Source organism: Flavobacterium sp. (genome assembly GCF_041392005.1).
Lineage (GTDB): Bacteria > Bacteroidota > Bacteroidia > Flavobacteriales > Flavobacteriaceae > Flavobacterium.
The window spans coordinates 165,753-192,271 of record NZ_JAWKMX010000001.1; the positions used below are offsets into that span (position 1 = coordinate 165,753).

The window sequence follows — 26,519 nt, forward strand, 5'->3', positions numbered from 1 at the left end:
TATTTATTTTATTGATTGAATAGCTTTTGCATAAAAAATGGAAAACTATTTTTTGGAATTAATTCAACATATTTTCTATATGTGTTTTTATGAACGCATTTCCAGCTTCAAGAATACCATCTTTATATTTTTCTACATCTACAGGCAGTATATAACTGTTTGAAACTGTAATGTTGTTTGCTCTATAAACCTTTCCAAAAGCAGTATTAGTTCCTATATAATCTTCGTCGTTTTTGGCTTCGCTTTTTATAGTTTGGTTTTCAATAGCATCTTCTATTACAATATCGTTTTTAAGGTTACCTATATAACTTACAATAGGCGAACCACCAATGGCGTTTCTTCCGCAGGTAAATTCTATTTGACTTTGCGCGGGTATATCTACTTGTTTTTTCTTTCCAATAGTTAAGGCTTGTAATTTGCTAATTTCTTTTTCGTTTACAGCTTTAACATTATCGTACGCCACTATTCGCAATTGGGTTTCAACTTTAATATTAGCACTTTTATTTTTTTGTGCCCACGAATTTTTATCTTCTATAAAAAACACAAAAAGCTCAACATTTGCTACAAGTGCATCGTCTAAATCTTTTGATAATTTAGAACCGTAGTTCATTTTAAAAAAATTCTCGTTAGACGAATAAAACGCATAATTACTAGGATGTACCGAAGCTACACCGGGAAAAATAGTATAGGCTACAGGATAATTTTCAATTCGTTCACGACCTTTAAGCGCATCGGTATTTTCGAACGCTTTACCATCTAAAAATGAGTAGCCTTTTGCTTGCAGTTGCGATTGAAAATCGGCAAATAAATTATTGGTAATATCTATAAAGTCTTGCTCGGTTAAATTATCTAATCCTAAGAAAAGTTTCGATTTTGCATCGCCTTTTAGTACGCCGCCCATAAGACCGCCTTTTGATGACTTTTCTTTTTGATTATAAAATTGAAAATGCACTACAAAATCGTTTACAAACACTTTTTTAGGTTTGTCTTTTAATTGTTTTGTTCCTACACTTCTATCTTTTGTTTTTACTTCGCTAATGGTTTGTGCATAACTGTTTGCAGAAAAATAAAGTAAAAAGCAAACAACTACTGTAAAATATATTTTTTTCATTTCAATAAATTTATAGTTAGGTATTTTTACTGAGTAATAGTTACGTTAAAAGAACCTTCGGTTATGGTTTTAACAGAGTCGTCATTTGGATTTTTACACGAAAAACTAAATGTTCCTTTAACGTTTGTTTCTGAAAAAGAAGAAATAGCTACTTCGCCTCTATTTATACTATCATCATCGTAAGGCGCTGTCCACATTTGCGAGTTTAGTGGATCGGTTGCATTTCCTTCAACATAAGAAGCTATATTTGTATTTACGCTATTTCCACCTAATTGAAAAGTTCCTTCGCCATCGACATCGTTTATGGTAATACGATAACCTTTACCTTCCATATTAGTTCCTTGAATACTTAATACATTGCTAGAACCGTAACTAATTAATGTAGCCACGGTAAGTTCACTTGTAGAAGTTACTGTTGTTCCATCTACTTTTGCCGTTACTGTTCCTGCTGCTGCTGTACCATCGTTTCCGCCATCGTCATCGTTTGAACACGCAAACATAGTAACGGATAAAATAAAAATTGCTAGTAGTTTAATTGATTTCATAATACATTATTTTAAAGGTTATTATCTGAAACCAAAATTCTAAAATAATACTACGGCAATCAATACGGCAAATGGCGTATTTTATTAAAAATGGATTGTAGGATACTGATTTTTAATTGTTTCTATTTTTTTTTGAAGATTTTGAAGAAATTTTTGATGTGCTTCGGTATCTGGATTAAAAGGTTTGTGTTGCAATCCTTTTTGAATAGCGCAAATATCGTTCATCAACTGAAATTCGTTTGGGTTGATATAATTTTCGAAGAATTTTATCCAAATATAATCGACCGCTTGCTGGTTTGGATGCAACATATCGTCTTTATAAAAACGGTAATCACGAAGTTCATCGACCATTATTTCGTAGCTTGGAAAATAGTTGACAGTTGACAGTTGACAGTTGACAGTTTTGTACAATGCCGAAAGTAAATTTCCTTTACTTACGTTGTTTTCGAAAAAACCATCTTTTATATGTCGCACAGGCGAAATGGTAAAAATAAATTTGACATTTGGATTAACCGAATGAATTAGCGACACTATATTTTGTAAACTTTCTTCAATTTGTGAAGTTGAAAGCAGCTCTTTTGTAAATTCTTTTTGTGGTACTTTATGGCAGTTGGCTACAATTTCTTTAGACGAATTATTTCGGTAAACCCAACTTGTGCCTAATGTAATTAGCAAATGAGATAATGAGACAATTTGACGATGTGTCGATTCAACAATTGAATTCAAATTGTTTAAAAACGCTTCTTTGTTTGGATTGGATAATTCGGAATGTACCTCGAAACAATGCCATAAATCGTTGTGATAAAAAATATCGTTTTCGGTAAATGGTTGTTGTGCTACTACTCTTTTTACTAATTTTTCAATAGAAACAGGATTAAAAATTATCCCGAAAGGATTAACTGTGGTTTGAAATTTAAAATATTGAAACTTCTCGCCTATATTTTCGGAAAAACACGAACCCAACAACATAATTTTCGATTGGTAATCGATAGGGAAATTGTATTTGGCTATGGGTATTTCGGTTCTAAAGTTCATTTTTTTAATGTGTCAATTTGTCGATGTGTTAATACGGCAATTTTATTTCAAAAATAGTGATAAAAAAGAAATCCCGACTCGTTAAGTTAAAAAGTCGGGATTTTATAGTAAGATTTTAAAAAAATTATTGGTTATAGGTGTATTGCGTTGTTACTGAATTACCATTTATATTAGTTTCAACACTTGAAGCTGGATAACCATTTGAATTATACTGATATTGAATTGTATAATTATCAGCAGAATAACCCCCTAAACTTGAGCATGCTAAAATATTATTATTTTTACCATCTCTATGAAAAGGTAATTTAGAGTAACCCGTTATATTTTTTCCTGGATGATTTTGAGAATCAAATGTATAATTAAATTGCTCAATTATATTACCATTCAAATCATATTCTTCTACCTTATATATGTTTCCAGAAGTATTTAAAAAATACTTGCCTGAATTTTGTAAATTAGTTTGACTATTTAAATCGCCAAGATAAAATGCGGTTGAAATGGTATTATCTGTATTATAAACAAATGTAGTTTTGCTTCCATAAGGATTATTATCACTATGATAAAGGTTTGTTGCCGAAATTACTTCCTGATTAGCATTATATTCAAACAATGATTCTGTATATTGAACACTATTGTTATTTTCTGAGTATTTAATTTTTGTAATTAAATCTCCTGTATAGGTAAATTCTTGTAAGTCGCCACTAGAAGAGACAATAGAAACTAATTTTGTTCCGTTATAATTGTAATCACGAGTAAAAGAATTTGTTCCGTTGGAATAGTTTATCTGCGTAAGCAAAACAGGCGTAGCTGCACTATCATCATCATTAGAACACGAGGTAAACACAAGTGCTAAAGTTGTAACTAAAGTTAAAAGTTTTTTCATAATTTAGTAATTGTTAATTTTTGTTAAAGAAAAAAAAAAAAAAAAACGAATTACAAAATTTTTGTTATAAAATTTATTACAACGCTTACGGAATAAAATTTTACACACTTTTAGTGTAGCAATGCTGAACTTGTTTCATAATCTAAAAAAGAAAGAAGCTGTGTAAAAAGTTTAATTTTTGTCATCCCGAATTTATTTCGGAATCTAATAACATTTAACAATCCAGTATTTATAGAAGCTGAAACAAGTTCAGCTTAACAAGATTACACTTTTTAGACAGCCGCAACAATCTTTCTTCTTTTCTCTATTTTCTATATTCTTAACAAATAAATTCAACGGCTTTTTCTAAAGCTTCTTCAATTCCTGTAAGATTTTTACCACCAGCAGTTGCAAAAAACGGTTGTCCGCCGCCGCCGCCTTGTATGTATTTACCTAGTTCGCGTACTACTTGCCCAGCGTTTAATCCTTTTTCGGCAACTAATTCTTTCGAAATATAGCACGTAAGCATCGGTTTGTCGTCGTTTACAGTAGCTAAAACCACAAATAAATTGGTTTTATTTTGCCCTAATTCGTGTACTAAATCTTTTGCTCCAGCGGCGTCCAAATCTACTCGTGTAGCTAAAAAGTCAACGCCATTTATAGTTTGTAATTGCGCTGCCAATTCGCCTTTTAAATTCTTCGCTTTATCTTTTAGCAACTGCTCAACCTGTTTTCTCAATTTTGTGTTTTCATCTTGTAACGAACTTACCGATTTGGTAATGTCTTGCGGGTTTTTCAAAATCGATTTTACTTCGTGCAGCAATTCATTTTGTTCCATTAAATATTTTTTAGCAAAATCGCCCGTTATGGCTTCAATTCTACGAATGCCAGCTGCCACTGCACTTTCTGACGTAATCATAAAATGCCAAATATCGGCTGTGTTTTTAGTATGAATTCCGCCACATAATTCCATACTTTTTCCAAAGCGAATAGTACGAACCGTATCGCTATATTTTTCGCCAAATAAAGCGATTGCGCCTTCTTCTAGGGCTTGTTGGTACGGAATATTGCGTTGTTCTTGTAGCGGTAATGCTTCTTTTATGCGAGCATTTACAAAATCTTCAACTTGTTGCAATTCTTCTTGTGTAACTTTTGCAAAATGCGAAAAATCGAAACGTAAATATTGGTTACTTACCAATGAACCTTTTTGCTCAACATGAGTTCCTAAAATAGTTCGCAACGCTTGATGCAATAAATGTGTAGCCGAGTGGTTTGCCGATACATTTTTTCTAAATTCGGCATCGACTACTGCCGTAAACATACCGTCTAATTTTCGAGGCAATGTTTTCGTAAAATGAATAATTACATTGTTTTCCTTTTTAGTGTCTTCAATATAAATTATTTCGCCGTTATCGGCTTCTATAAATCCTTGATCGCCAATTTCGCCACCACCTTCGGCATAAAACGGTGTAATATTGAAAACCAATTGGTACATTTCGCCTTGTTTTTGGTTTTCTATTTTTCTATAGCGTGTTATTCTAACTTTAGTGGTTGCCAAATCGTAGCCTACAAATTCTTCTTCATCGTCTTCAATAAGTTCAACCCAATCGCCAGTAGTTACTTTTGATGCGGCACGCGAACGATCTTTTTGTTTTTGCAACTCTTGTTCAAATTCTGTTTCGTTTAAAGAATAGCCTTTTTCTCTAAGAATTAATGCTGTTAAATCGATAGGAAAACCAAAAGTATCGTACAATTCAAATGCTTTTCTTCCGGAAACTTCCTTACCATTTGTTGAGGCAATAACACTATCTAATAAAGCTAAACCTTGTTCTAAAGTACGTAAAAATGAGTTTTCTTCTTCTTTAATTACTTGGGTTACTAAATTTTTTTGGGAACGAATTTCTGGGAAAAATTCGCCCATTTGATTACTTAATACCTCAACTAATTTATAAATAAAAGGCTCTTTAGTATTCAAAAACGTAAAACCATAACGAATTGCTCGTCTTAAAATTCTACGAATAACATAACCTGCACCTGTATTCGATGGTAATTGTCCATCGGCAATAGCAAAAGCAACCGCACGAATGTGATCAACAATTACGCGAATGGCAATATCGGTTTTTTCATTAGCGCCATATTTTACACCTGTAATGGTTCAACTTCTCCGAATAAGTGGCGTAAATACATCGGTATCGTAATTTGATTTTTTGCCTTGCATGGCCATACATAAACGTTCGAAACCCATACCCGTATCTACGTGTTTAGCTGGTAATTTTTCTAGAGAACCATCGGCTTTACGGTTAAATTCCATAAATACATTGTTCCAAATTTCTACCACTTGCGGATGATCGGCATTTACTAAACTGTAACCTGAAACTTTAGCACGTTCTTCATCGGAACGCAAATCGATATGAATTTCCGAACACGGACCACACGGACCTTGCTCGCCCATTTCCCAAAAATTATCCTTTTTATTTCCTTTAATAATTCTATCTTCAGAAACATATTGCTTCCAAATATCAAATGCTTCTTGGTCAAACGGAACATTTTCAGCAGGATTTCCTTCAAAAACGGACACGTATAATCGGTCTTTATCGAGTTTTAAAACTTCAGTTAAAAATTCCCAAGCCCAAGCAATTGCTTCTTTTTTAAAATAATCGCCAAACGACCAATTGCCCAACATTTCGAACATCGTATGATGGTACGTATCAAAACCAACATCTTCTAAATCGTTGTGTTTTCCTGAAACACGAAGACATTTTTGCGTATCGGCAATTCTATTTTTTTTGGGTGTTCCGTTTCCTAAAAAGAACTCCTTAAACTGCGCCATACCCGAATTGTTAAACATTAAAGTAGGGTCGTCTTTTAAAACAATTGGAGCCGATGGAACAATTAAATGTCCTTTCTTTTCAAAAAAATCTAAAAAAGCTTTTCTAATGTCTTGCGATTTCATAAACTATAAACTTGTTATTATCTAGTTAATTTTATGATTAAATACTAGATAAAAATGAAACATTTTATAAATTTGTTCGTATAACAAAATGTACACAACTAATTTGCGTACAAAAATAGTAAAATTAGTAGATGCCAAAAGTAAAATATTACTACGATCAAGAAAATTTAGCGTATAAACGAATTACGGTTAAGAAACGTAAAAAGTTTGCTTATGTGTTGCTGTTTTTAGTATCGGCTGCTCTGTTTGGTTTTTTATGCTTTATATTGTTAATGAATACTTCGTATTTTGAAACGCCAAAAGATAAAATTTTAGCCAGCGAATTAGAGTATATGAAAATAAATTATAAGGTTTTAAATAAAAAAGTAGATCTTATGAATAAAGCTTTATCGGCTATTGAAGAACGCGATAACAATATTTATCGTATTTATTTTAACACGAGTCCTATTAGCGATGAAGAACGAAAAGCAGGTTTTGGTGGGGTAAATCGTTATAAAGACTTAGAAGGTTACAACAATTCTGACTTGGTAATAAACACTTCTAAACGTGTAGATGTTTTGTTAAAAGAATTAGCCATACAAAGCGAATCGTTAGACGAAATTGTAAAACTTGGCGAGCAAAAAGAAAAGTTATTAGCTGCAATTCCGGCTATTCAACCTGTAAAGAACGAAGATTTAAAACGAATGGCATCGGGTTTCGGGTATCGTAACGACCCTTTTACCAAAATTAGAAAATTTCATTACGGTATGGATTTTACTGCACCATCTGGAACGCCAATTTATGCAACGGGCGATGGCGTAGTATTAAAAGCCGACAATTCGCTTTCGGGTTATGGTAATCATATCGAAATTAATCATGGTTATGGCTATGTTACCTTGTATGCGCATTTAAGCAAATATAATGTTAGAGCTGGCAAACACGTAAAACGAGGCGATATAATAGGCTATGTAGGAAGTACTGGACGAAGTGAAGCTCCGCATTTGCATTATGAAGTAATAAAAAATGGCGAAAAAGTAAATCCTATTAATTTTTATTACGGAAGTATATCGGCTGAAGAATATGTTGCTATTGCTAAAATTGCCAGCCAAGAAAACCAAGCGTTGGATTAACAATTTAGGTTTTTTTAATAACTTATTTCAAAATGAAAACACGTAGTTAAACAGTAAGTTTTAAAGATGAAAATCGAATTACAACAAGGGAAATTATACTATAGCATAGGCGAAATTGCTTCAGCATTTGGGGTAAACGCGTCATTAATTCGATTTTGGGAAAAAGAATTCGATATTTTAAAACCTAAAAAAAACGCAAAAGGCAACCGAAAATTTACACCCGAAGATGTAACCAATTTAAAACTAATTTATCATTTAGTAAAAGAACGTGGTTTTACACTTGATGGTGCTAAAACACATTTAAAAGAAAATCAAAAGAAAACTTTAAACAAATTTGAAATTATTCAAAAATTAGAAACTATAAAAAATCAATTAACTGAAATTAAAAACAATCTTTAAACCCTATTATTATGAAAAAATTCTTACCGTGGATTATTGTTGCAGCTGTTGTTTTAATTGGCTACAATTATTTTAAAGGCATTAACAATACTGCCGTAAAGCTAGAACAAAATATAGAAGAAGCTTGGGGAAATGTGCAAACAACTTATCAAAGAAGAAACGATTTAATTGGTAATTTAGTAAAAACAGTTGAAGGCGCTGCAGACTTTGAAAAATCGACTTTAGAAGCCGTTGTAAATGCTCGTGCTAAAGCCACTTCGGTTACTATTGACCCAACCAACATTACACCAGAGCAATTACAAGCATTTAATCAAGCACAAAGTGGTGTAAGCAGTGCTTTGTCACGTTTATTGGTTACCGTTGAAAAATATCCCGATTTAAAAGCGAATCAAAATTTCTTAAAATTACAAGACGAATTAGCAAGTACCGAAAATCAAATTTTAACCGCAAGAACACGTTTTAACGAAGCGGTTAAACCTTACAACAACCACGTAAAAGTTTTTCCTAATAACATTTTTGCAGGTTGGTTTGGTTTTAAAGAAAAAGCCTATTTCGATGCTGTTGAAGGTGCCGAAAAACCAGTTGAAGTAGAATTTGATTTTGGCAACAAATCTGAAGACACAAAATAATGTCGCAAACCGAAGATTTTTTAACAAAAGAAGAAGAACAAGAAATTGTTCAAGCTATTGTAAAAGCTGAAAAAAACACTTCGGGCGAAATTCGTGTGCATTTAGAAGAACATTCTAGTAAAGATCCTCTTGCACGTGCGCAAGAGGTTTTCTTTTCTTTAAACATGCAAGAAACGAAAGCTCGAAATGGCGTTTTAATTTATATAGGTGTTGCAAATAAGCATTTGGCTATTATAGGCGATAAAGGAATTCACGAAAAAGTGGGCGCTAATTTCTGGAACAGCACAAAAGAATTAATTCTTTTTCATTTTAAAACAGGTAATTACAAACAAGGTTTAGTAGAAGGTGTATTACAAGCAGGCGAACAACTAAAACATTACTTTCCGTATCAAACAGACGACACAAACGAACTTCCAAATGAAATTTCTAAAGGATAATGATTAAACTGACTTTAAAAACTGCACAATTCTTATTGTTTGCCATTTTATTACTATTGCAAACTATAGGTTGGGCACAATTTGATATTCCTAAAGTTCCCGAATTTCAAACTTCGGTTTACGATTATGCTACTATTTTAAATGATTCGGAAAAGCAATTATTAGAAGATAAACTTATTAAATATTCGGATAGTACTACTACACAAATTGTATTTATTTCTATTGAAAGCTTAAAAGGCGAAGACATTGGAATTTTAACACCAAAGTGGGCACACGAATGGGGAATTGGCCAAGCCGACAAAGACAATGGTGTGCTTATTTTATTAGCCAAAGAAGAACGAAAAATTTGGATTTCTGCCGGATACGGGGTTGAAGATCGTTTAACTGCCGGAATTACAGGCGAAATTATACGAAACATTATAATTCCTGAATTTAAAAAAGGAGATTTTTATTTAGGTCTTAATAAAGGTGCCGATGTTATTTTTGAAGTTTTAAAAGGAAAATACAAAGGTACTCGCATACAAGACAAGCCCGACTTTGATATTTTACCGTTTATTATATTCTTTATATTTTTAGTCGTTATTTTTATTATTTTATTTAAAAACAATAGCGGCGGACCAGGTTCTGGAACTGGTAGATTTAACGGAACCGATTTTGGCGACACTATTATTTTAAGCCGAATGGGCAGAAATTCTGGCGGTTTTGGTGGCTTTGGTTCATCGGGCGGCGGATTTGGCGGTGGCGGATTTGGCGGTGGCTTCGGTGGCGGCGGATTTTCTGGCGGTGGCGCTGGTGGAAGTTGGTAGTATTGCAATTTACAACAGCATTAGAAGAATATTCAAAAACTATAATAGCCCTCTAATCCATAAAAATAATACCATTATCATTTTTCTTTTTTGCACCAAACTTTTCTAACTTATAAGTAAGTGAAAACATTACATATTGCTGTAAAACAGTATTTTCGGCATCGGTAATGGCTGTTGGGCTTATGGTTCTTCTTGCGCTAACGTTTTGATCTAGCACATCATATACTTTTACTTTGGCTAGCAATTGGTCTTTGAAAAAATTATAGCCTAAGCTAATATTCCATAAATAAAAATCTTTTTGAAAACCACCCGAAATATTTGAATTATAAGTATAGCCAAAATCGTTTCCTAAAACTACGTTTTTGGGCCAATAACTTGTGGTTTCTATTTTAAAAATATGCCTAAAATTGTTAGAGTTTTCAATTATATAGTTTGAAAAATCAGTACTATTAAATGTATATCGGTACGAAGGTGCAATTGTTATAACATCTTCTATAGCCCAAGAAAAATTTACTCTTGGATTTATACTATAACCTTTAGCTTCGTACAACGTATTATTGGTTAAACCCTGATCGAAATTATAATCTATATAAATTCCGCCGCCATATTTTATAGTTCGTTTTTCTTTTTTATGCGATTTGTTTACTGTAAAACCTGTATATACTTGCGAGGCTTTATTTACATTTTCATAGGTTGTAGAAGCTTTAAAATCGTTGTCGTAAACGGTTGAACTTACAATTTGATTTGCCGTAACGTCGCCACCAAAATAAGCATAAAACCCAGAACGAGTTGCATAATCATAATTGTTAAAATTCATATACAGTCTATAGCGTTCTTCTGGTTTTAAGCTTTGATTTCCTATAATTGTATTTAACGGATTGGCTAAGTCTTGAAAAGGTAATAATTGCCGAGCCGTTGGTAAATTAACATTGTAAGAATAGTACGTATAAATAGATTTCGATTTTGCTAAAGTCCAACTTAAATAACCATTAATTGCAGGAAACATATAATCTTTTTTTACCTGCGTTATTGCTCCTAAATAATTTGCCTTGTTGTCGAATTTTAAAATATCGGTTCCTAAAGAAATACGTCCGCGAATTTTTTTCTTTTTTAACTGAATTTTTATAGTTGAATTAAAGGTTTTAGTACTTGAAAAAATAGTGTTTGAAAGAATATCATTAAAATCGGTATAATTATTATTAACGGTATTAAAATCGAAAGTGTTTTTTATTTCTTCGCTTTTTTTCCATTGGTACGATGCACTAAAACCTAAACTTAACGAATCTAAAACAGGTTCGTTATAATTTATTTCAAGTGTATAATTTGTTGCGTCATCATCATCGTTAGTAATTTGGTTACGAACATCGTTAGCACTACCCGATTGATAAAAATTTGTGGTATTTTGTGTGTTTAAATTAGACGTATTTTTGTTGTTTTCATTACGAAAAGACAAACTTGCCCAACGTCCTTTTTTAGTTAATTTTTTATTTATATAAAGATTGTTTTTAAACCTAACGTTTTCTGATTCGGTATAATTGTCGTACGTGTTTTCATTTAATAGCGCATTATTTTCATCTAAAGTAAAAGAATTGCTTTTATACAAATTCTTTACATTACTCTTCGATAAATTTGGACTTATATACATGGTAGTTGTTGAGTCTATTTTAACTTCAAAATCTAAACTTACATTGTGCGCGTTAACATCGTTTTTTGTAACAGCTTCTGATGCTGTATAAGTACTACCCGTTGGCAACAAATTTGTTCTTTTTGTTGTATTTTTATTATCGGTAACGGCATTAGAAAAATAATAACTTCCGTTAGGATCTACTTTTTTAGCAAACCACTCATCTGCAAAATTAATTCCAATCATATTCGATTTTGTAATGCCTGTATTACCGCCAAACTGCATACCGTTTATGCCGAAACTACCATTGTCGTTTACCCAAATAGAGCTGTTGCGTCCGCCACCCATATTATCGAAAATTTCATCCATTGAAAAACCGACTGAGTTAATATTATTTGACGAACCTAAAACGCTAATTTTTTGAGTATCTTTAAAATAATTAAATAACAAACTCGATTCATAACGATTATTAGAACCATAACCCGCAGTTGCTTTACCAAACAATCCTTTATTTTTATCTTCATCAATGGTTAGGTTAATGGTGCTTTCGTTAGAACTTGCACTATCGCCAGAAATTTCTTCTTCTTTTGTTTTCGTATCGGTAACTTGAACTTTATTAATCATTTCTGCAGGAAGATTTTGTGTCGCAATTTTACCGTCTTTTCCAAAGAAAGGTTTTCCGTTTACTAAAATATTATTTACTTCTTTTCCGTTTACGGTAATTTTGCCTTCATCATCTATTTCAACACCTGGAAGTTGTTTTAGTAGCGCTTCTACATTTGCATTTGGACGAACTTTAAACGACGAAGCGTTAAACTCTAGTGTATCGGTTTTTACAACAATTGGTGGCGCTTCAACATTTAGTTGCAAGCCTTCTAAAACGGTTGTTTTTTCTTCTAATTCTATTACACCAAAATTATAATCGGATGCAATAGCTTCAACTGTTTTATGGTAAGTATTGTAACCAAAAAAAGAAATTTTTAACGCCACAGAATAATCTATAGGTTTAAACTCAAATCTAAAATCGCCATTTTTACTACTAATACTATAATCTACAACTGTAGAATCGGATATTTTTTGAAAAAAAACAGTTGCTGACTCAACGGGTAATTTTGTTGTCTTATCTATTATTCTACCCGATACGGCTACTTTATTTTGTGAAAATACTTGAAATGAAACCAATAAAAAAAGTACAATATTGAAGTGAAAACGCATAAAAATAGTGTTACATTACTAATCCATAACTGCGAATTAACACATTTATTGCTTTTTTAGAAAATTTTTCTTACAGAATTTATTTTATTTTTTAAGTTTTTTCAAAACATCTCTTGCCGCTGCTTTATAAGCTGCCGTATGATTCGAATAATCTTGTGTAAGTATAGTTTGCAATTCTAAAACAAGCCAATTGTGCGTTTTAGAAAAATTGCAAAGAGCTCGCATTGCATAAACTTTTGTAGCTACTTTTTCGTTCTGAATAAGCCAATCTAAACAACTTTCTATTAATTGTTGTTCTTGTGCTTTTAATAGTTTATTATTTGAGATTGAAATAAACCAACAAATTTTAGAAATAGAACGCAACGCCGAATCGTTTTTATACAATTTTACCTTAGCACAAAACTGATCTAAATAGGGTAACAACAATTCTATTTTTTGTTCTAAAACCAATTCTAATGCCCAGCAAGCTTTAAAATGATTTACATCGGAAACTGCAAAAGACAATTCAAATAATTCGTTTAGGTTTAACGGATTTGCTAAAGCCGTTTCACAATTTAAATCGCGCTGCCATCTATGTGCATTACTATTTGCAATTTGATTATAAAAATCAGATTTCATATTATTTGTTTTTGTAGCTTTTATAAATATATCATTTTTACAAAAAACAACAAATAGATTATGCCAAATCTACAATTACTTTGTAAATTTGTTTTCTAAAAAAATAAGATTTTGATTCAATTACACGATAAATTTTTTGAAGCTTTTATTTCGGAAAACGAAATAAACTATACTATACAAAAACTTGCCAAGCAAATAGAAGACGATTTTTACGACGACACGCCCATTTTTATTGGAGTGCTAAACGGTGCTTTTATGTTTTTTTCCGATTTAATGAAAAACTACAACCGCCCTTGCGAAGTAAGTTTTGTTAAAATGGCATCGTACGAAGGCACAAGTACCACAAACCATGTTAAAGAACTTATAGGCTTAAACCAAGATTTAACAGGTAGAAGTGTTGTTATTGTTGAAGACATTGTAGATACTGGCAATACGATAGAAGAATTAAAGCAAATTTTTAAAGATAAAGGTGTAAAACATTTTAAAATTGCCACCTTATTTTTTAAACCCGAAGCTTACAAAAAAGAAATAAAATTAGATTATGTTGGTATTCGAATTCCGAATAAATTTATTGTAGGTTTTGGTCTCGATTATGACGGATTAGGAAGAAATTTAAAACAAGTATATCAATTAACAACACAAAACAAAATGATTAATATAGTATTATTTGGAAAACCAGGAGCAGGAAAAGGAACACAAGCCGAATTTTTAAAAGAAAAATACAACTTAGTACACCTATCTACTGGCGATATTTTCCGTTTTAATATTAAAAACAATACCGATTTAGGTAAACTTGCCAAATCGTATATGGATAAAGGCGATTTAGTACCTGATGAAGTTACCATTAAAATGCTACAAGACGAGGTTGAAAAAAATCCTAATGTAAACGGTTTTCTATTCGACGGATTTCCTCGTACAATAGCTCAAGCCAATGCACTAGATGCTTTTTTAGAATCAAAAAAATGGGAAGTTACCGCAACTGTTGCGCTAGAAGCAGACGATGAAATTTTAGTACAACGCTTGCTGGAACGCGGAAAAACTTCAGGTCGTCCAGATGATCAAGACGAAACAAAAATAAGAAACCGCTACGACGAGTATAATCAAAAAACAGCACCATTAATCGATTATTACCAAGCGCAAAACAAATTTCATTCGGTTAACGGAATTGGCTCTATAGAAGAAGTAACTGTTCGTTTAGCAAAAGTTATTGATACTTTATAAAAGTTTTTTTTAAAGTAATTCGTTAATTTTTGTTTCAGGAAAAATTTCTATTGGATTAGCATTAGCCGTAAACCAGCGTGCTGGTAATTCTCCTTTCAAAATAATAGTTGTATCTTTTACTTGGAGCCAACTACCTTCTCTAAGACCAATTACAGGTTGTGGGTTAAATTTGTGAAATTCGGCAATTCGGGTTTCGCGAGTTTCTCCCATATGATTCAATGCGGTATCGGTATCTATATAATGCGGATTAATATTAAAAGGAATCACACTTAAGGTTTTAAAACTAGGTGGGTACACTATAGGCATATCATTTGTTGTTCCCATAGTTAAACCTGTAATATTGCTTCCGGCACTTGTTCCTAAATAAGGTGTTCCTTTTTGTAATTGTTGCGCAAGTGTTTCTACAATGCTATTTTTATACAATGTACTTACGAGTAAAAAAGTGTTGCCACCGCCTGTAAAAATTCCTTCGGCATTTTCAATAGCTTTTTTAGGATCTTCAAACTCGTGAATTCCTACAACTTTTTTACCTATTTTATTAAAAAAAGTACTGGCTTTTTTAGTATATTCATCATAAGTAATACCACTTGGTCTAGCATACGGAATAAACAAAATAGTAGTTGCTTCTTTAAAATGTTCTATTAATACATTGGTTAAGTAATCCAAATAACTTCCACCGTATAAAGTAGAAGTACTAGCAATAATTAAGTTTTTCATTGGCCAAAAATTTTTTCAAAAATAAGGCTTTAACATAAGTTTATCAACTAATTAAGGTTTTGTTGTGAAGATTACTTTTACTTTTACTTGTACCAATAATTTAGTATGCAACAAAAATTACTCTTGCTTTTTATTCTTATTACAAACGGAATTCTTTTCTCGCAAGAAAAAGGAAGAAAAGAACTTGTAGGTACAATTGTGTCTGATTCTGTAGAAGTTCAAAACATAACTGTATTTAACAAAAACACTCGTAAAGGAGTAGCAACTAACGCAGAAGGAAAATTTGCAATAGAGGCAAAAGCAAAAGACACGCTAATTTTTCAGGCGCTTTCATTTGTTACCCAACATTATATTGTAAAAGAAAGCGATTTTTTATTGCAGAATTTTACCCTAAAAATGGAAACAAAAAACACACTTTTAGACGAAGTGGTTATTACGAATAAAAATTTAACCGGAATTATAGAAATCGACAGTAAAAACATTAAAACTTATGCTATTAATATGAATGCTATTGATTTTAGCAAATTGAGTCCAGACGATATTCGCGATACTAAAGTAAATGCCTTTACCAACAACGGTTTAAGTCCGTTAACTGGCATTAATTTTGGTGCTATATTAAAACTATTTGTTTCTAAAGAAGCGAAAGAAAGAAATAGAAAAAAACGATTGCAAAGCTACAAAAACGAAGACTGGGAAAAACAGTTGCTTACAGAATCCTTTCAAACCCATTTATACAAACGATATTCCGATACTTTTTTTACCACTAATTTAAAAATTCCTCAAGATGAAATTACAGCGTTTATTGCGTATGCAGAACCCGATTTTGAAGAAATGACACATTTGCTAAAAACCGAAAACGAATTTGAATTATTAGAATATTTAATAGAAAAATCTAAACTGTATTTAATAGCTAAAAAAGAAGAAAAATAAAAACTCAATTTTATATTTTCTAGAAAAAAACACTATTTTAGTACAAAATTCTTTTATGCAACCCGAAAAAGAAATAAAATTACGGTTACGGTTTTATAAAACAAGTCCTAAATCTATTGATGCTATTATGGCTTCTTGCGAAAAACTAAAACCAGATGTTTCGCCCGATTTTCATATTAAAACGCTAGATAATCATATTTGGCTAAGTATTGGTGCACGCCGAAGAGAAAAACATTCGCCTAATTTGCACTTAGAACTCGACAAAATGGAAGATGGCAATACGGCTATAAATGGTTTGTTTGGCCCCGATCCTGTTTTATGGACATTATTTATGTTTTTACATTTTGTAGTGGCGGGTATTTTTATTATCTTTTTTACAATTGCATATTCGAAATGGACGTTAAACCAAAATTTTGGACTCGATTTAGTTATTATGCTTTTAATGATTGGTTTATGGATAGCACTTTATTTTATTGCACGTATGCTCCGTAGAAAAGGTATTCCGCAAATGCACGAATTAGAAGATTTACTCGATAAAATTTTAGATTAATATTTTTACTACTTTTAAAAGTTTTTCAGCTACTGTATTTATGCAAATCGTCAACGAAAAGTGGACTGATTTAGTTAAAAAATTAAAAATTTAGAATTTCGCAAACCTAATAAAGAAACTTGTGTTTTTTTGCAATTGCTAAACCCATAATCCTAAGTCCACTGGTTCGAATCCAGTTCACGCTACTAAGTAAGAGAATCAAGAAATTGGTTCTCTTTGTGTTTATACGCGCATTATTAATTTTTTAATATTAATGCGCTTTTACACCAAATACTTTTTTAACGCTTGATAATAAAAGTACTACTATTAAACCTGCGGTTAATCCTAAAAGAGCTTCTTTAACAATAGAGGGCAACTGTGGTAAAAAATGATGAAAATAATCGATATTGTGGGCAAAAATTCCACCTGCTACTAAAACAAGTGCAATTGTTCCTACAAAACCTAATAATTTAATAACAATAGGCAAGGCTTTTACTAAGCCGTTTCCTAAACTATAAAAGAAACCCTTATTATTCGATTTCTTTATTAATTTATAACCTGCATCGTCCATTCGTACAATAAGCGCTACAATACCATAAACCCCAATAGTTGCCAAAAATGCAACAACAGAAACCGTAAGTATTTGAATGGTTAAACTTTCGTTTAAAACAGTTCCCAAAGCTATTATAACAATTTCAATAGATAAAATAAAATCGGTTGTTATAGCCGAACGCACTTTTACTTTTTCATCAATTGTTTCTGTTTTATCTTCCTCAATCACTTCACTTCCCTTTTTACTTTTGTGAAAGATAAATTCAATTATTTTTTCGGCACCTTCATAAGCTAAATATAATCCTCCCAAAATTAATATATATTTTATTAGTATAGGAAAAAACGAATTTAACAGTAAGGCAATAGGTACAATTATAAGTTTGTTTAGAAAAGAACCTTTCGTTATTGCCCATAAAACGGGTAGTTCTCTAGAGGCTAAAAAACCTGTTGCTTTTTCGGCATTAACCGCTAAATCGTCGCCTAAAATTCCAGCTGTTTTTTGGGTAGCCACTTTACTTGCTACCGCTACATCGTCCATTAAAGCCGCAATATCATCTAATACTGCAAAAATTCCTGAAGCCATAAAATAGTTTTTACAAAAATAATTTTATTTGCTTAATTTTAAACCAAATAAATTATATTTATAATAAAAATTATATGCAGCATAATAAACAACATTCTTTGGGCTTGGTTTTATCGGGCGGCGGTGTTAAAGGCGCAGCGCATATAGGTGTGCTTAAAGCATTAGAAGAACATAATATTAAACCCAGTTTTGTTTCGGGCACAAGTGCTGGTGCTTTGGCTGGCGCCTTTTATGCCTGTGGCTACTCTAGCGACGATGTGCTAAAGTTAATGACTGAAAACAACTTTTTTAAACTTGGTGCCTTTACTTGGGCACAGCCCGGAATGTTAAATGCAGAAAAATTTTTAAGTGTATTTTGTTCGTATTTCGAAGGTAAAAATTTTGAAGATTTAGCTATAGAACTACAAGTAGCCACTACCGATATTGTAGCAGGAACACTAAAAATTTTCAACTCTGGTCCTATTTTAAAACCAGTTTTAGCCTCTTGTGCATTTCCTTTTATATTTGCTCCTATTGCAATAGGAAAATCGCTTTACTCTGATGGTGGTATTATAAATAACTTCCCTATTGATGGCGTGGCAAATAAAGTAGATAAAATTTTAGGCGTATATGTAAGTCCATTACGAAAAATAACCAAGCAAAATTTAACCTCTGCCATTGATGTAGCCGATAGGGCTTATCGAATTTCAAACCGTTACGAATCGTTAACCAAACTAAAGCAGTGTAATTGGCTTATTAATCCACCAGAATTAGATAAATATGGTACTTTTACATTAAGTAAAATACGTGAAATTTATGAATTAGGTTACCAATATGGTGTACAAGTTATTCCACAAATTAAAGCCGAATTAAATGTGTAACGCTACATTAATGGCGATAATAATCGGGCAACTCGTTCTATAAATTGTACAAAATAAGATCTGTTTTTCCAAGATTCTAATTCTAATTTAGTAGCGTTTTTTAAATCGTTTAAAAAAGCCTCTCGCAATTCGTTAGAAAATTCTGCATCGTAAACAAAAGCATTTATTTCAAAATTTAAGTCGAAACTTCGCTGATCTAGATTTGCTGTTCCAATGGTGGAAACAAAACCATCGCAAACCATTGTTTTGGCATGCACAAAACCTTTGGTATATTTATAAACTTCTATTCCTGTTTCTAATAATTCTTGGTAATACGAATTTGAAGTAGCATTTACTAAAAACGAATCGGAAACACCTGGTACTAATAATTTAATAGATACATTACTTAATTTTGCAATTTTTAAAGCATTTATAAAAGAAGTATCGGGAACAAAATAAGGTGTCGTAATTAATATTTCTTTTTTAGCCATAATTATAGCTTGCATTAAAGCAAACATAATATTAGGATGGTCCGAATCGGGGCCGCTGTAAACAATTTGAACTAATTTTTTAGTATTGTTTTCAAAAATATTTTTAATAGGAAAATACTCTTTTAAAACGCCTATATTTTGCTGCGCACAAAAATTCCAATCCGACATAAAAACGCGCTGCAAGCTTAATACCGCCGAACCTGATATTTTTAAATGCGTATCGCGCCAATATAAATTTCGACTATTCGGATTTGCATAGCGTTCTGAAATATTAATGCCACCAACATAGCCTGTTTTTCCATCAATAACAATAATTTTTCTATGATTTCTATAGTTTATTCTGTTTGCAAAAAACAACAATTTTATTTTATAAAACGGAAAAACTTCAACACCACTAGACTCTAAATCTTTTATAAACGATTTTTTCATGGATTTACTTCCAAAATCGTCATAAATAAATCGAACTTCGACACCTTCTGCTGCTTTTTGTTTTAAAACTTTGCCAATTGCTTTTCCTATTTCGTCATCTTCATAAATATAATATTCTATATGAATATGATGTTTTGCATTTTTTAAACTTTCTAAAACATCGGGAAATTTGCTTTCTCCGTTTAGTAATAATTTTACATCATTATTTAAAGTTAAAACATTGTCTATTGTGTTAAACTGTGCTAAATTGATAAAGTTGTCTAAAAAGTTTTCAGATTTATTTATAGCATCTTTAGAATATTCTTTAAGTTCTTGTTCTAATTCTGGAAAAGCATTTCTATCGACTTCTAATTTTTTACTATACAGTTTGTTAATTCTATAATTTCTGCCAATAGCAAAGTACACAATAAGCCCTACAACCGGAAACAACGAAATAAGCATTAAATAGGCTAACGCCTTGCTTGTTGTTGTTGTGTTTACAATAATAATAGCAACCGTTACAAGTATTACTACATAAAAAATAACTACTAAAACTGTTAGCATTTTACTCTTTTTTTATAATTGATTATAAATATATTACTTTTAATTGTAAAATAATTATGCGGTTTTAAAATTATAATTTTAAACAAGTTGTTTATTTTTTTTATACATTTGAGTTTTAATCGTTAAATTATTGTTTTATGCTATTTAATCCTATTGCCTGCATTGTTGCAGCATTATCTACTTTTATAGTAGGTTTTATTTGGTACAACCCAAAAGTTTTTGGTACAATTTGGATGCAAGAATCGGGTATGACCGAAGAAAAAGCAAAACAAGGTAATATGCTAAAAATTTTCGGGCTTACACTTGTGTATTCAATAATTGTATCTTTTATGTTGTCGCCTATGGTAATTCATCAGTTAAGTGCTTTAGGAATGGTAGGCGGGCCTGATAAAGTAGCCGAAGCACTACCATCATATACTGCTTTTATGAACGATTATGGTACCGTTTTTAGAACATTTCAACATGGTGCTTTACATGGCTTTATGGTTGGTTTACTTTTTGTATTGCCAATTACTGCAATAAACGGGCTTTTTGAACAAAAATCGTGGAAATATATTTTAGTAACAGGTGGTTATTGGGTAGTTTCACTTACCATTATGGGCGGAATTATTTGTGCTTGGAAATAAATTTTACTTTAACATTTAATTATATATAATCGTTCTATTTTTGTAGGACGATTTTTTTTTCTTTTGAAAAACATTCATTTTAAAATTTATACAGCTATTACCGAACTTCCAATAGAATGGGATAATGTTTCGGTTGCCAATCATTTTTTGCAAACGCCTTACTTAAGCGTACTCGAAAAATCGGCTTCTGTAAATATGCAATGCTTTTTTATTGGCATTTTTCAAAATAATGAATTAATAGGAACTTCGCTTGCGCAATATATTGATCTTAACAAATTAGAATCGTTTGGCGAACGCGATACTTGTTTTAAAACACTATTTCGAAATTTTATGCTAAAAAACTTTGCTTCGCACGTAGTCTTTATGGGAAATAATATGATTACAGGACAAAACAGTTACACATTTAGTAAAGATATTGGTTTTAAAAACATAAGCGAAACTATGATGCAATGTTCGCAAGCCTTAATTCAATATTTTAAAAAGAAAAAAATCAAAATTCATCTGGTTAGTTTTAAAGATTTTTATGCGGTTTGTGCTACTAAATTGCAACAATTTGAATTTAAAAATTTATACGAATTTCACACGCAACCTAATATGATTTTCAACTTACAACCAGATTGGAAATCTAAAGATGATTACGTAGCTTCGTTTACCAAAAAATATCGCGACCAATACAAACGAGCCCGAAAAAAAAGTAGCGCAATTACACTAAAAGAATTATCGCTTACCGAAGTTGTTGTTCTAGAAAACACGCTGTATTCGCTTTATTATTATGTAGCTAAAAATGCGCCTTTTAATACTTTTTTTCTAAGCAAAAATCATTTTTCAACTTTTAAAAAACAATGCGGTAATCGCTTTAGAGTTTTTGGTTATTTTTTACACGATAAACTTATTGGTTTTCATACGCTTTTACTTAACGGAAAAGTTTTGGAAACCTACTTTTTAGGTTACGATGAACAGCATCAAAAAGAAAATATGTTGTATTTAAATATGCTATACAACATGACCGAATTTGGTATTGAAAACCAATTTGAAAAAATTATTTTTGGACGTACAGCACTTGAAATTAAGAGCTCAATTGGTGCGAAACCTGTTTATATGTCGGGATTTTTATTTCATACCAACCCAATTATTAATCGTTTTATTGGCAACATTTTTCCAAAATTAGAACCCGAAACTTCTTGGAACAAACGTAATCCTTTTAAGTAGTCTGGTTACCGTTTGTAATTTTCTTTTTAAATTTTGAATTAGAAAACGAAACCGAAAACTAGTTTTCAAGTTCCAATTGAACGTTTTCCCAATCTTCCATTAACTGCTCTAATTCTTTTTTCTTTTTCTCATATTGGCTAAAAAACAAATTATCTTCCATTAGCTTTTCGTAGTTTTTTGCTAAATTTTCATCGTCTTTTGCTATCGCTTTTTCCAATGCGCTAATTTGACTTTCTATTTTACTTAATTTATTTTGTAGCGCTTTTTGTTTCTTTTGCTCTTCGTATGATAAGGATTTTGTTACTTTACCTTCTGTTTTCGTTTCTACTTGTAGTACATCATCTTTCTTTTCAAACTCCCGCATATTTTGTGCATTGCGTTGCTCCAAAAAGAAATTGATATCGCCTAGGTATTCTTTTATTTTTTTATCTTTAAATTCATAAACGGTATTGGCTAATCCTTGTAAAAAATCGCGATCGTGCGATACTAAAAGTAAAGTTCCTTCAAAATTTTGCAACGCTGCTTTTAACACGTTTTTCGATTTAATATCTAAATGATTGGTAGGCTCATCCATTAACAAAACATTAATAGGTTGCAACAACAATTTGCATAATGCCAAACGATTGCGTTCGCCACCCGAAAGCACTTTTACCTTTTTTTCAACATCGTCGCCACGAAACAAAAAAGCGCCCAGCATATCGCGCACTTTGGAACGGTTGCTATCGGTTGCCGCATCTAGCATAGTATCTAAAAGCGTTTTTTCGCCGTCTAAATATTCGGCTTGATTTTGCGCAAAATAGCCCAATTGTACGTTATGACCAAGTTTAATTGTTCCTTTGTAGTCAAATTCGTTTACAATGGCTTTTATAAACGTTGATTTTCCTTGACCATTTTGTCCTACAAAAGCAATTTTACTACCACGTTCTACCAAAAGTGAAATAGTTTCTAAAACCTCTTTTTCGCCAAAATTTTTACTCACATTCTCGGCTTCTACTACTACTCTACCCGGTGTAACCGAAACAGGAAACGAAATATTCATTACCGAATTATCGTCTTCATCTACTTCAATTCGTTCTACTTTTTCAAGTTTTTTAATTAGCGATTGTGCCATTGATGCTTTTGAAGCTTTGTAGCGAAATTTTTCAATGAGTTTTTCGGTTTCTTCAATTTTTTTCTGCTGGTTTTTTTGCGTAGCTAATTGCTTTTCTCGCAATTCTTCACGTTGAACTAAATACTGCGAATATGGCTTATTATAGTCGTAAATTTTACCAAGAGAAATTTCGATAGTTCTATTGGTTACGTTATCTAAAAACATTTTATCGTGCGAAACAATTACCACAACACCTGGAAAATTTTTAAGGAAATTTTCGAGCCAAATAATACTTTCAATATCTAAATGGTTGGTTGGCTCATCAAGAAGTAGCACATCGTTGTTTTGTAGCAATAATTTTGCTAATTCAATACGCATTCGCCATCCGCCCGAAAAAGTTTCCGTTGGGTTGTTAAATTCTTCTCGTTTAAAACCTAAACCTTGTAATACCTTTTCGGCTTCGCCTTTGTAGTTGTAACCACCTAAAATTTCATATTGATGCGTAATATCGCTTAATTCATCGATTAAATCGTGATACGATTGGCTTTCGTAATCGGTTCTATTGGCTAGTTGATGGTTTATTTCGTCAATTTTATGCTCTGTTTTTACAATTTCTTCAAATGCTAAATAAGCTTCTTCTAGCACGGTTCTTCCTTTTTCAAAATCAATATCTTGACGTAAAAAACCCATTTTTACTTGTTTCTCGGTTGCAATTACACCAGAATCTGGCTTAAAATCGCCTGCTAAAATTTTTAACATTGTCGATTTTCCTGCACCATTTTTACCTACTAATCCTACTCTATCGCCTGCGCCTAAACGAAAGGTTACTTCTTCGAACAAATAGGTACCACCAAATGATATTGATAAATTATGAATATTTAACATAGTCTATTTTTGTTACAAAAGTTACCAGCAAAACAATTTGTTACTGTAACTTTGTATAAATTTTATGCAAATGTTAAAAAAAGGAACGAAACTGAATAGCATTTTAACAGGAAGTTGTCCGAAATGCCAAGAAGAAAATATGTATGTAGAGAAAAACCCTTATAAAATGGGTTATTTATTTAAAATGCACCAAGATTGTAGCCATTGTAAATTACACTATCAAATTGAGCCTTCATTTTTTTACGGTGCTATGTATGTGAGCTATGCTGTAGGAATTGCCTTTGCTGTTGCTGCTTTTATAATTTCGTTTGTATTTTTGGGCAGTTCGCTTTTAACCGCTTTTATTGCTATTGTGGTTACTTCTATAGTTTTTTTTCCTGTAATTATTAGAGTATCGCGTAATATTTGGATTAATTTTTTTATTGATTACGATAACGATTGGAAAAATAATTTAGGAAACCCGAAGAAGAAAAAATAATGCGCATTTAAACGAAATAACGGCTGCAATCTATTTCTTTGTCTAATGGAATTTTGTTCTCTAAATAATTCCAAAGGTTTTTTGCTAAAAATGGCGCTAACATAACACCTCGCGTGCCTAATCCGTTTAAAATATGTAGGTTATTATAAATTGGGTGTGTGCCCACTAGTGGTCGCCTGTCGTTTACCGTTGGTCGAACGCCTGCTAAATGCGCTACAATTTGGTAATCGCAGGAAATTAACTCGTTTAGTTTTTCAATTAATTCGATTTTTCCTTCGGTTGTGGGTGCATTGGTTTTGTCTTTCCAATTGTAAGTAGCACCTACTTTGTAGGTATTATTGCCAATTGGTAAAATAAAAATATTCGACTTTACAATTTTATTAAGCTGCAAATTATTTGATTTAATATGTAATAATTCGCCTTTTGTTCCATCTAATGGTAATTGCTTAAAAAATGGATTCTCATGCAAACCAAAGCCTTCTGCAAAGATGATGTGCCTTACTTTGTTATCTTTATATTGAATGTAATTTTCTTTAAATTCTATAGCTTCATATTGAAATGCTTCAGAAGAAAATAGGTTGTTTTGCTTTAAATGTCTTTGATACGATTGAATTAACTCTTTTATATCGAGATAGCCTGATGCTGCTACTTCTCCAAAACCAAATGGTGCCTCAATTCCACTTATTTTTTCGAATCTAATTTTAGTTTCAAGAAAGTTTGACAACGATGGCTTGTCGGAAGCCGAAAACCAATTGTTTTGTTCTTCTACACTTGCAAATTTACGCCATAAAGGAAGCGGGTAATTACACTTTATTTGTAACTTACTTTCTAGAGCCGTATAAAATTGATGCACTAACTCTAGTTGCTCTTGCGCTTTCCAAATAGCGGTAAACCGTTTTAAAACAACAGGATTATACATTCCTCCAGCAACTGTAGAAGAAGGTTGTGAAGCATTATCGAAAACTAAAATTGATTTATTGTTTTGAAGAGCCATTTCGGCAAAAGCAGTACCAGCTAGGCCACAACCTACAATTATATAATCTATCATGGTGCAAAAATAAAAAATCCCGACAAGTAAACTGTCGGGATTAATTTAAATTGGAAAAAAATTATTTTAATAACTCCACATATCTTGTTCGAAATCGCGGATTTTTTCTTTAACTCTATCGGCTTCTAAAAGCTGCATTTGAGCATTATCTCTAATGTAATCTTTAATTTCTCTATCGGCATACACGTTTTCTTCAACATAGATTAACGCGTTAAAACGGCGTGCATTGAGCAAATGATCGAAACTAAATGGAATAGCTGAATTTTTATTATTAAATGCTTTTGCATCGTGTAATACATCGCGAGCAGCAGGGAAATATACCCAAAACAATTCGATCATTTCGTCTGTTTCGGGATCTTGTTTGTACACGTGAATATCTGGTACAACAGGACAAATACCTAACATACGATATTTTAATTCGCCTTGTCTTTTATCGAAGTACCACAAGCCTACTATTTTGAATGCTGTAACCATATCGGGAGTAACTTCGTATTTAACAATGTACTCTTCTGGTATAGTTTTAGCACCAGACTTATAAGCTTCGTAATCTTCGTTCATTAAATCGATAGCTGCATCTGTTGTGTCTATTGCATAAAGACGGCCATCTATTTCTTTTTGAGTAATTTTAGTGGTAAAATAACTATCGGCATAAACTTCTGTAATTTCGCCTTTTTCCATTGCATCTTTTAAAACAGTGTACAACGGCTTTCTATCTGGGCCCAAATCTTTTTCTACAGGATAGTATAATGGAAAATTAACACGTTCATCTAAATCGATAATTTCCCAAACTTTTCTACCCCACATTACATCGCGATCCATAACATAACCATAAGGTAATGGTTTGTCGTTATCGGCTTGTAATTCAGCTTCTGTTTTTTTACCTATTTGATCAGCTGTTTTAGCATTTAATAAATTTGATTGAGCAAAAGTAAAAGTTGAACTTAAACTTACTAGTGCTACTACAATAATTTTTTTCCAATTCATTTTATATCCTTTTTATTTAAAA

Annotated in this window: 24 protein-coding genes and 1 pseudogene; 12 read left to right on the plus strand and 13 right to left on the minus strand. The window is 31.9% G+C overall.

What is annotated here, in order from left to right:
• Nucleotides 1-58 precede the first annotated feature (58 nt).
• From R2808_RS00765 to alaS, 5 genes and pseudogenes are all read right to left on the minus strand, one after another.
• Nucleotides 59-1,111: a hypothetical protein gene (locus R2808_RS00765; RefSeq protein ID WP_371269023.1), complete on the minus strand. Its 1,053-nt coding sequence runs from the start codon at nt 1,109-1,111 to the stop codon at nt 59-61.
• 26 nt (nt 1,112-1,137) lie between these two features.
• On the minus strand, nt 1,138-1,656 hold the full coding sequence (locus R2808_RS00770; RefSeq protein ID WP_371269024.1) for a DUF6252 family protein: 519 nt from the start codon (nt 1,654-1,656) through the stop codon (nt 1,138-1,140).
• Nucleotides 1,657-1,740: 84 nt separating this feature from the next.
• Nucleotides 1,741-2,691 (minus strand): GSCFA domain-containing protein, encoded by a 951-nt coding sequence (locus tag R2808_RS00775; RefSeq protein ID WP_371269026.1) that lies wholly within the window; start codon nt 2,689-2,691, stop codon nt 1,741-1,743.
• A 124-nt stretch (nt 2,692-2,815) separates the two neighbouring features.
• Nucleotides 2,816-3,574 carry a hypothetical protein gene (locus R2808_RS00780; RefSeq protein ID WP_371269027.1) on the minus strand — a complete coding sequence of 253 codons (759 nt, stop codon included), beginning with the start codon at nt 3,572-3,574 and terminating at the stop codon, nt 2,816-2,818.
• Between the two features lie 319 nt (nt 3,575-3,893).
• Nucleotides 3,894-6,506: pseudogene (gene alaS, locus R2808_RS00785) on the minus strand (alanine--tRNA ligase).
• A gap of 131 nt (nt 6,507-6,637) precedes the next feature.
• Here alaS and R2808_RS00790 point away from each other — a divergent pair.
• From R2808_RS00790 to R2808_RS00810, 5 genes are all read left to right on the plus strand, one after another.
• Entirely contained in the window at nt 6,638-7,615 is a 978-nt protein-coding gene (locus tag R2808_RS00790; protein WP_371269028.1) for a M23 family metallopeptidase, read from the plus strand.
• Nucleotides 7,616-7,681: 66 nt separating this feature from the next.
• The gene (locus R2808_RS00795) at nt 7,682-8,014 is read left to right on the plus strand and encodes a MerR family transcriptional regulator (protein WP_371269029.1); all 333 of its coding nucleotides are present in this window, start codon (nt 7,682-7,684) and stop codon (nt 8,012-8,014) included.
• A gap of 11 nt (nt 8,015-8,025) precedes the next feature.
• Nucleotides 8,026-8,643, plus strand: a complete 618-nt coding sequence (locus R2808_RS00800) for a LemA family protein (protein WP_371269030.1) — start codon at nt 8,026-8,028, stop codon at nt 8,641-8,643.
• Nucleotides 8,643-9,080 (plus strand): TPM domain-containing protein, encoded by a 438-nt coding sequence (locus R2808_RS00805; protein WP_371269032.1) that lies wholly within the window; start codon nt 8,643-8,645, stop codon nt 9,078-9,080. The genes R2808_RS00800 and R2808_RS00805 overlap by 1 nt, the downstream gene beginning before the upstream one ends.
• Nucleotides 9,080-9,886 (plus strand): YgcG family protein, encoded by an 807-nt coding sequence (locus R2808_RS00810; protein WP_371269033.1) that lies wholly within the window; start codon nt 9,080-9,082, stop codon nt 9,884-9,886. The genes R2808_RS00805 and R2808_RS00810 overlap by 1 nt, the downstream gene beginning before the upstream one ends.
• 52 nt (nt 9,887-9,938) lie before the next feature.
• On the opposite strand, the gene R2808_RS00815 is transcribed toward R2808_RS00810, so the two are convergent.
• Complete coding sequence (locus R2808_RS00815) at nt 9,939-12,725, minus strand: outer membrane beta-barrel protein (RefSeq protein ID WP_371269034.1); 2,787 nt, start codon at nt 12,723-12,725, stop codon at nt 9,939-9,941.
• 84 nt (nt 12,726-12,809) lie between these two features.
• Entirely contained in the window at nt 12,810-13,343 is a 534-nt protein-coding gene (locus tag R2808_RS00820) for a hypothetical protein (RefSeq protein ID WP_371269035.1), read from the minus strand.
• Nucleotides 13,344-13,454: 111 nt separating this feature from the next.
• Between R2808_RS00820 and R2808_RS00825 the strand changes: the two genes are divergently transcribed.
• Complete coding sequence (locus R2808_RS00825) at nt 13,455-14,564, plus strand: adenylate kinase (protein WP_371269036.1); 1,110 nt, start codon at nt 13,455-13,457, stop codon at nt 14,562-14,564.
• Nucleotides 14,565-14,573: 9 nt separating this feature from the next.
• On the opposite strand, the gene pepE is transcribed toward R2808_RS00825, so the two are convergent.
• Nucleotides 14,574-15,281 (minus strand): dipeptidase PepE, encoded by a 708-nt coding sequence (gene pepE / locus R2808_RS00830; protein WP_371269037.1) that lies wholly within the window; start codon nt 15,279-15,281, stop codon nt 14,574-14,576.
• 105 nt (nt 15,282-15,386) lie between these two features.
• Between pepE and R2808_RS00835 the strand changes: the two genes are divergently transcribed.
• Both R2808_RS00835 and R2808_RS00840 read left to right on the plus strand, forming a co-directional pair.
• On the plus strand, nt 15,387-16,211 hold the full coding sequence (locus R2808_RS00835; RefSeq protein ID WP_371269038.1) for a carboxypeptidase-like regulatory domain-containing protein: 825 nt from the start codon (nt 15,387-15,389) through the stop codon (nt 16,209-16,211).
• A gap of 55 nt (nt 16,212-16,266) precedes the next feature.
• Nucleotides 16,267-16,761 (plus strand): hypothetical protein, encoded by a 495-nt coding sequence (locus R2808_RS00840; protein WP_371269039.1) that lies wholly within the window; start codon nt 16,267-16,269, stop codon nt 16,759-16,761.
• Between the two features lie 250 nt (nt 16,762-17,011).
• Here R2808_RS00840 and R2808_RS00845 read toward each other — a convergent pair whose 3' ends face one another.
• Nucleotides 17,012-17,875, minus strand: coding sequence for a DUF808 domain-containing protein (locus R2808_RS00845; RefSeq protein ID WP_371269040.1), 864 nt, complete (start codon nt 17,873-17,875; stop codon nt 17,012-17,014).
• Between the two features lie 74 nt (nt 17,876-17,949).
• Between R2808_RS00845 and R2808_RS00850 the strand changes: the two genes are divergently transcribed.
• Nucleotides 17,950-18,735 carry a patatin-like phospholipase family protein gene (locus R2808_RS00850; protein WP_371269041.1) on the plus strand — a complete coding sequence of 262 codons (786 nt, stop codon included), beginning with the start codon at nt 17,950-17,952 and terminating at the stop codon, nt 18,733-18,735.
• 2 nt (nt 18,736-18,737) lie between these two features.
• Here R2808_RS00850 and cls read toward each other — a convergent pair whose 3' ends face one another.
• A complete protein-coding gene (gene cls / locus R2808_RS00855; RefSeq protein WP_371269042.1) occupies nt 18,738-20,177 on the minus strand; it encodes a cardiolipin synthase in 1,440 nt (479 codons plus the stop codon).
• A gap of 137 nt (nt 20,178-20,314) precedes the next feature.
• Between cls and R2808_RS00860 the strand changes: the two genes are divergently transcribed.
• The gene (locus R2808_RS00860; RefSeq protein WP_371269043.1) at nt 20,315-20,803 is read left to right on the plus strand and encodes a DUF1761 domain-containing protein; all 489 of its coding nucleotides are present in this window, start codon (nt 20,315-20,317) and stop codon (nt 20,801-20,803) included.
• A 63-nt stretch (nt 20,804-20,866) separates the two neighbouring features.
• Complete coding sequence (locus tag R2808_RS00865) at nt 20,867-22,012, plus strand: 8-amino-7-oxononanoate synthase (protein WP_371269044.1); 1,146 nt, start codon at nt 20,867-20,869, stop codon at nt 22,010-22,012.
• A gap of 58 nt (nt 22,013-22,070) precedes the next feature.
• Here the strand turns inward: R2808_RS00865 and R2808_RS00870 are convergent, their stop codons facing one another.
• The gene (locus R2808_RS00870) at nt 22,071-23,987 is read right to left on the minus strand and encodes an ABC-F family ATP-binding cassette domain-containing protein (protein WP_371269045.1); all 1,917 of its coding nucleotides are present in this window, start codon (nt 23,985-23,987) and stop codon (nt 22,071-22,073) included.
• Nucleotides 23,988-24,057: 70 nt separating this feature from the next.
• On the opposite strand from R2808_RS00870, the gene R2808_RS00875 reads away from it, so the two are divergent.
• A complete protein-coding gene (locus R2808_RS00875; RefSeq protein WP_371269046.1) occupies nt 24,058-24,465 on the plus strand; it encodes a DUF983 domain-containing protein in 408 nt (135 codons plus the stop codon).
• Nucleotides 24,466-24,472: 7 nt separating this feature from the next.
• Here the strand turns inward: R2808_RS00875 and R2808_RS00880 are convergent, their stop codons facing one another.
• Together R2808_RS00880 and gldN are read right to left on the minus strand one after the other, a co-directional pair.
• A complete protein-coding gene (locus tag R2808_RS00880) occupies nt 24,473-25,513 on the minus strand; it encodes an NAD(P)/FAD-dependent oxidoreductase (protein ID WP_371269047.1) in 1,041 nt (346 codons plus the stop codon).
• Nucleotides 25,514-25,579: 66 nt separating this feature from the next.
• Entirely contained in the window at nt 25,580-26,497 is a 918-nt protein-coding gene (gene gldN, locus R2808_RS00885; RefSeq protein ID WP_371269048.1) for a gliding motility protein GldN, read from the minus strand.
• Nucleotides 26,498-26,519 lie beyond the last annotated feature (22 nt).

Coding starts and splice junctions, on each gene's coding strand:
- gldN (WP_371269048.1), bottom strand. CDS start 26,497: ATGAATTGGAAAAAAATTATTGTAGTAGCACTAGTAAGTTTAAGTTCA.
- R2808_RS00835 (WP_371269038.1), top strand. CDS start 15,387: ATGCAACAAAAATTACTCTTGCTTTTTATTCTTATTACAAACGGAATT.
- R2808_RS00805 (WP_371269032.1), top strand. CDS start 8,643: ATGTCGCAAACCGAAGATTTTTTAACAAAAGAAGAAGAACAAGAAATT.
- R2808_RS00795 (WP_371269029.1), top strand. CDS start 7,682: ATGAAAATCGAATTACAACAAGGGAAATTATACTATAGCATAGGCGAA.
- R2808_RS00810 (WP_371269033.1), top strand. CDS start 9,080: ATGATTAAACTGACTTTAAAAACTGCACAATTCTTATTGTTTGCCATT.
- cls (WP_371269042.1), bottom strand. CDS start 20,177: ATGCTAACAGTTTTAGTAGTTATTTTTTATGTAGTAATACTTGTAACG.
- R2808_RS00870 (WP_371269045.1), bottom strand. CDS start 23,987: ATGTTAAATATTCATAATTTATCAATATCATTTGGTGGTACCTATTTG.
- R2808_RS00770 (WP_371269024.1), bottom strand. CDS start 1,656: ATGAAATCAATTAAACTACTAGCAATTTTTATTTTATCCGTTACTATG.
- R2808_RS00820 (WP_371269035.1), bottom strand. CDS start 13,343: ATGAAATCTGATTTTTATAATCAAATTGCAAATAGTAATGCACATAGA.
- R2808_RS00875 (WP_371269046.1), top strand. CDS start 24,058: ATGTTAAAAAAAGGAACGAAACTGAATAGCATTTTAACAGGAAGTTGT.
- R2808_RS00860 (WP_371269043.1), top strand. CDS start 20,315: ATGCTATTTAATCCTATTGCCTGCATTGTTGCAGCATTATCTACTTTT.
- R2808_RS00800 (WP_371269030.1), top strand. CDS start 8,026: ATGAAAAAATTCTTACCGTGGATTATTGTTGCAGCTGTTGTTTTAATT.
- R2808_RS00850 (WP_371269041.1), top strand. CDS start 17,950: ATGCAGCATAATAAACAACATTCTTTGGGCTTGGTTTTATCGGGCGGC.
- R2808_RS00765 (WP_371269023.1), bottom strand. CDS start 1,111: ATGAAAAAAATATATTTTACAGTAGTTGTTTGCTTTTTACTTTATTTT.
- R2808_RS00840 (WP_371269039.1), top strand. CDS start 16,267: ATGCAACCCGAAAAAGAAATAAAATTACGGTTACGGTTTTATAAAACA.
- R2808_RS00780 (WP_371269027.1), bottom strand. CDS start 3,574: ATGAAAAAACTTTTAACTTTAGTTACAACTTTAGCACTTGTGTTTACC.
- R2808_RS00790 (WP_371269028.1), top strand. CDS start 6,638: ATGCCAAAAGTAAAATATTACTACGATCAAGAAAATTTAGCGTATAAA.
- R2808_RS00845 (WP_371269040.1), bottom strand. CDS start 17,875: ATGGCTTCAGGAATTTTTGCAGTATTAGATGATATTGCGGCTTTAATG.
- pepE (WP_371269037.1), bottom strand. CDS start 15,281: ATGAAAAACTTAATTATTGCTAGTACTTCTACTTTATACGGTGGAAGT.
- R2808_RS00815 (WP_371269034.1), bottom strand. CDS start 12,725: ATGCGTTTTCACTTCAATATTGTACTTTTTTTATTGGTTTCATTTCAA.
- R2808_RS00880 (WP_371269047.1), bottom strand. CDS start 25,513: ATGATAGATTATATAATTGTAGGTTGTGGCCTAGCTGGTACTGCTTTT.
- R2808_RS00775 (WP_371269026.1), bottom strand. CDS start 2,691: ATGAACTTTAGAACCGAAATACCCATAGCCAAATACAATTTCCCTATC.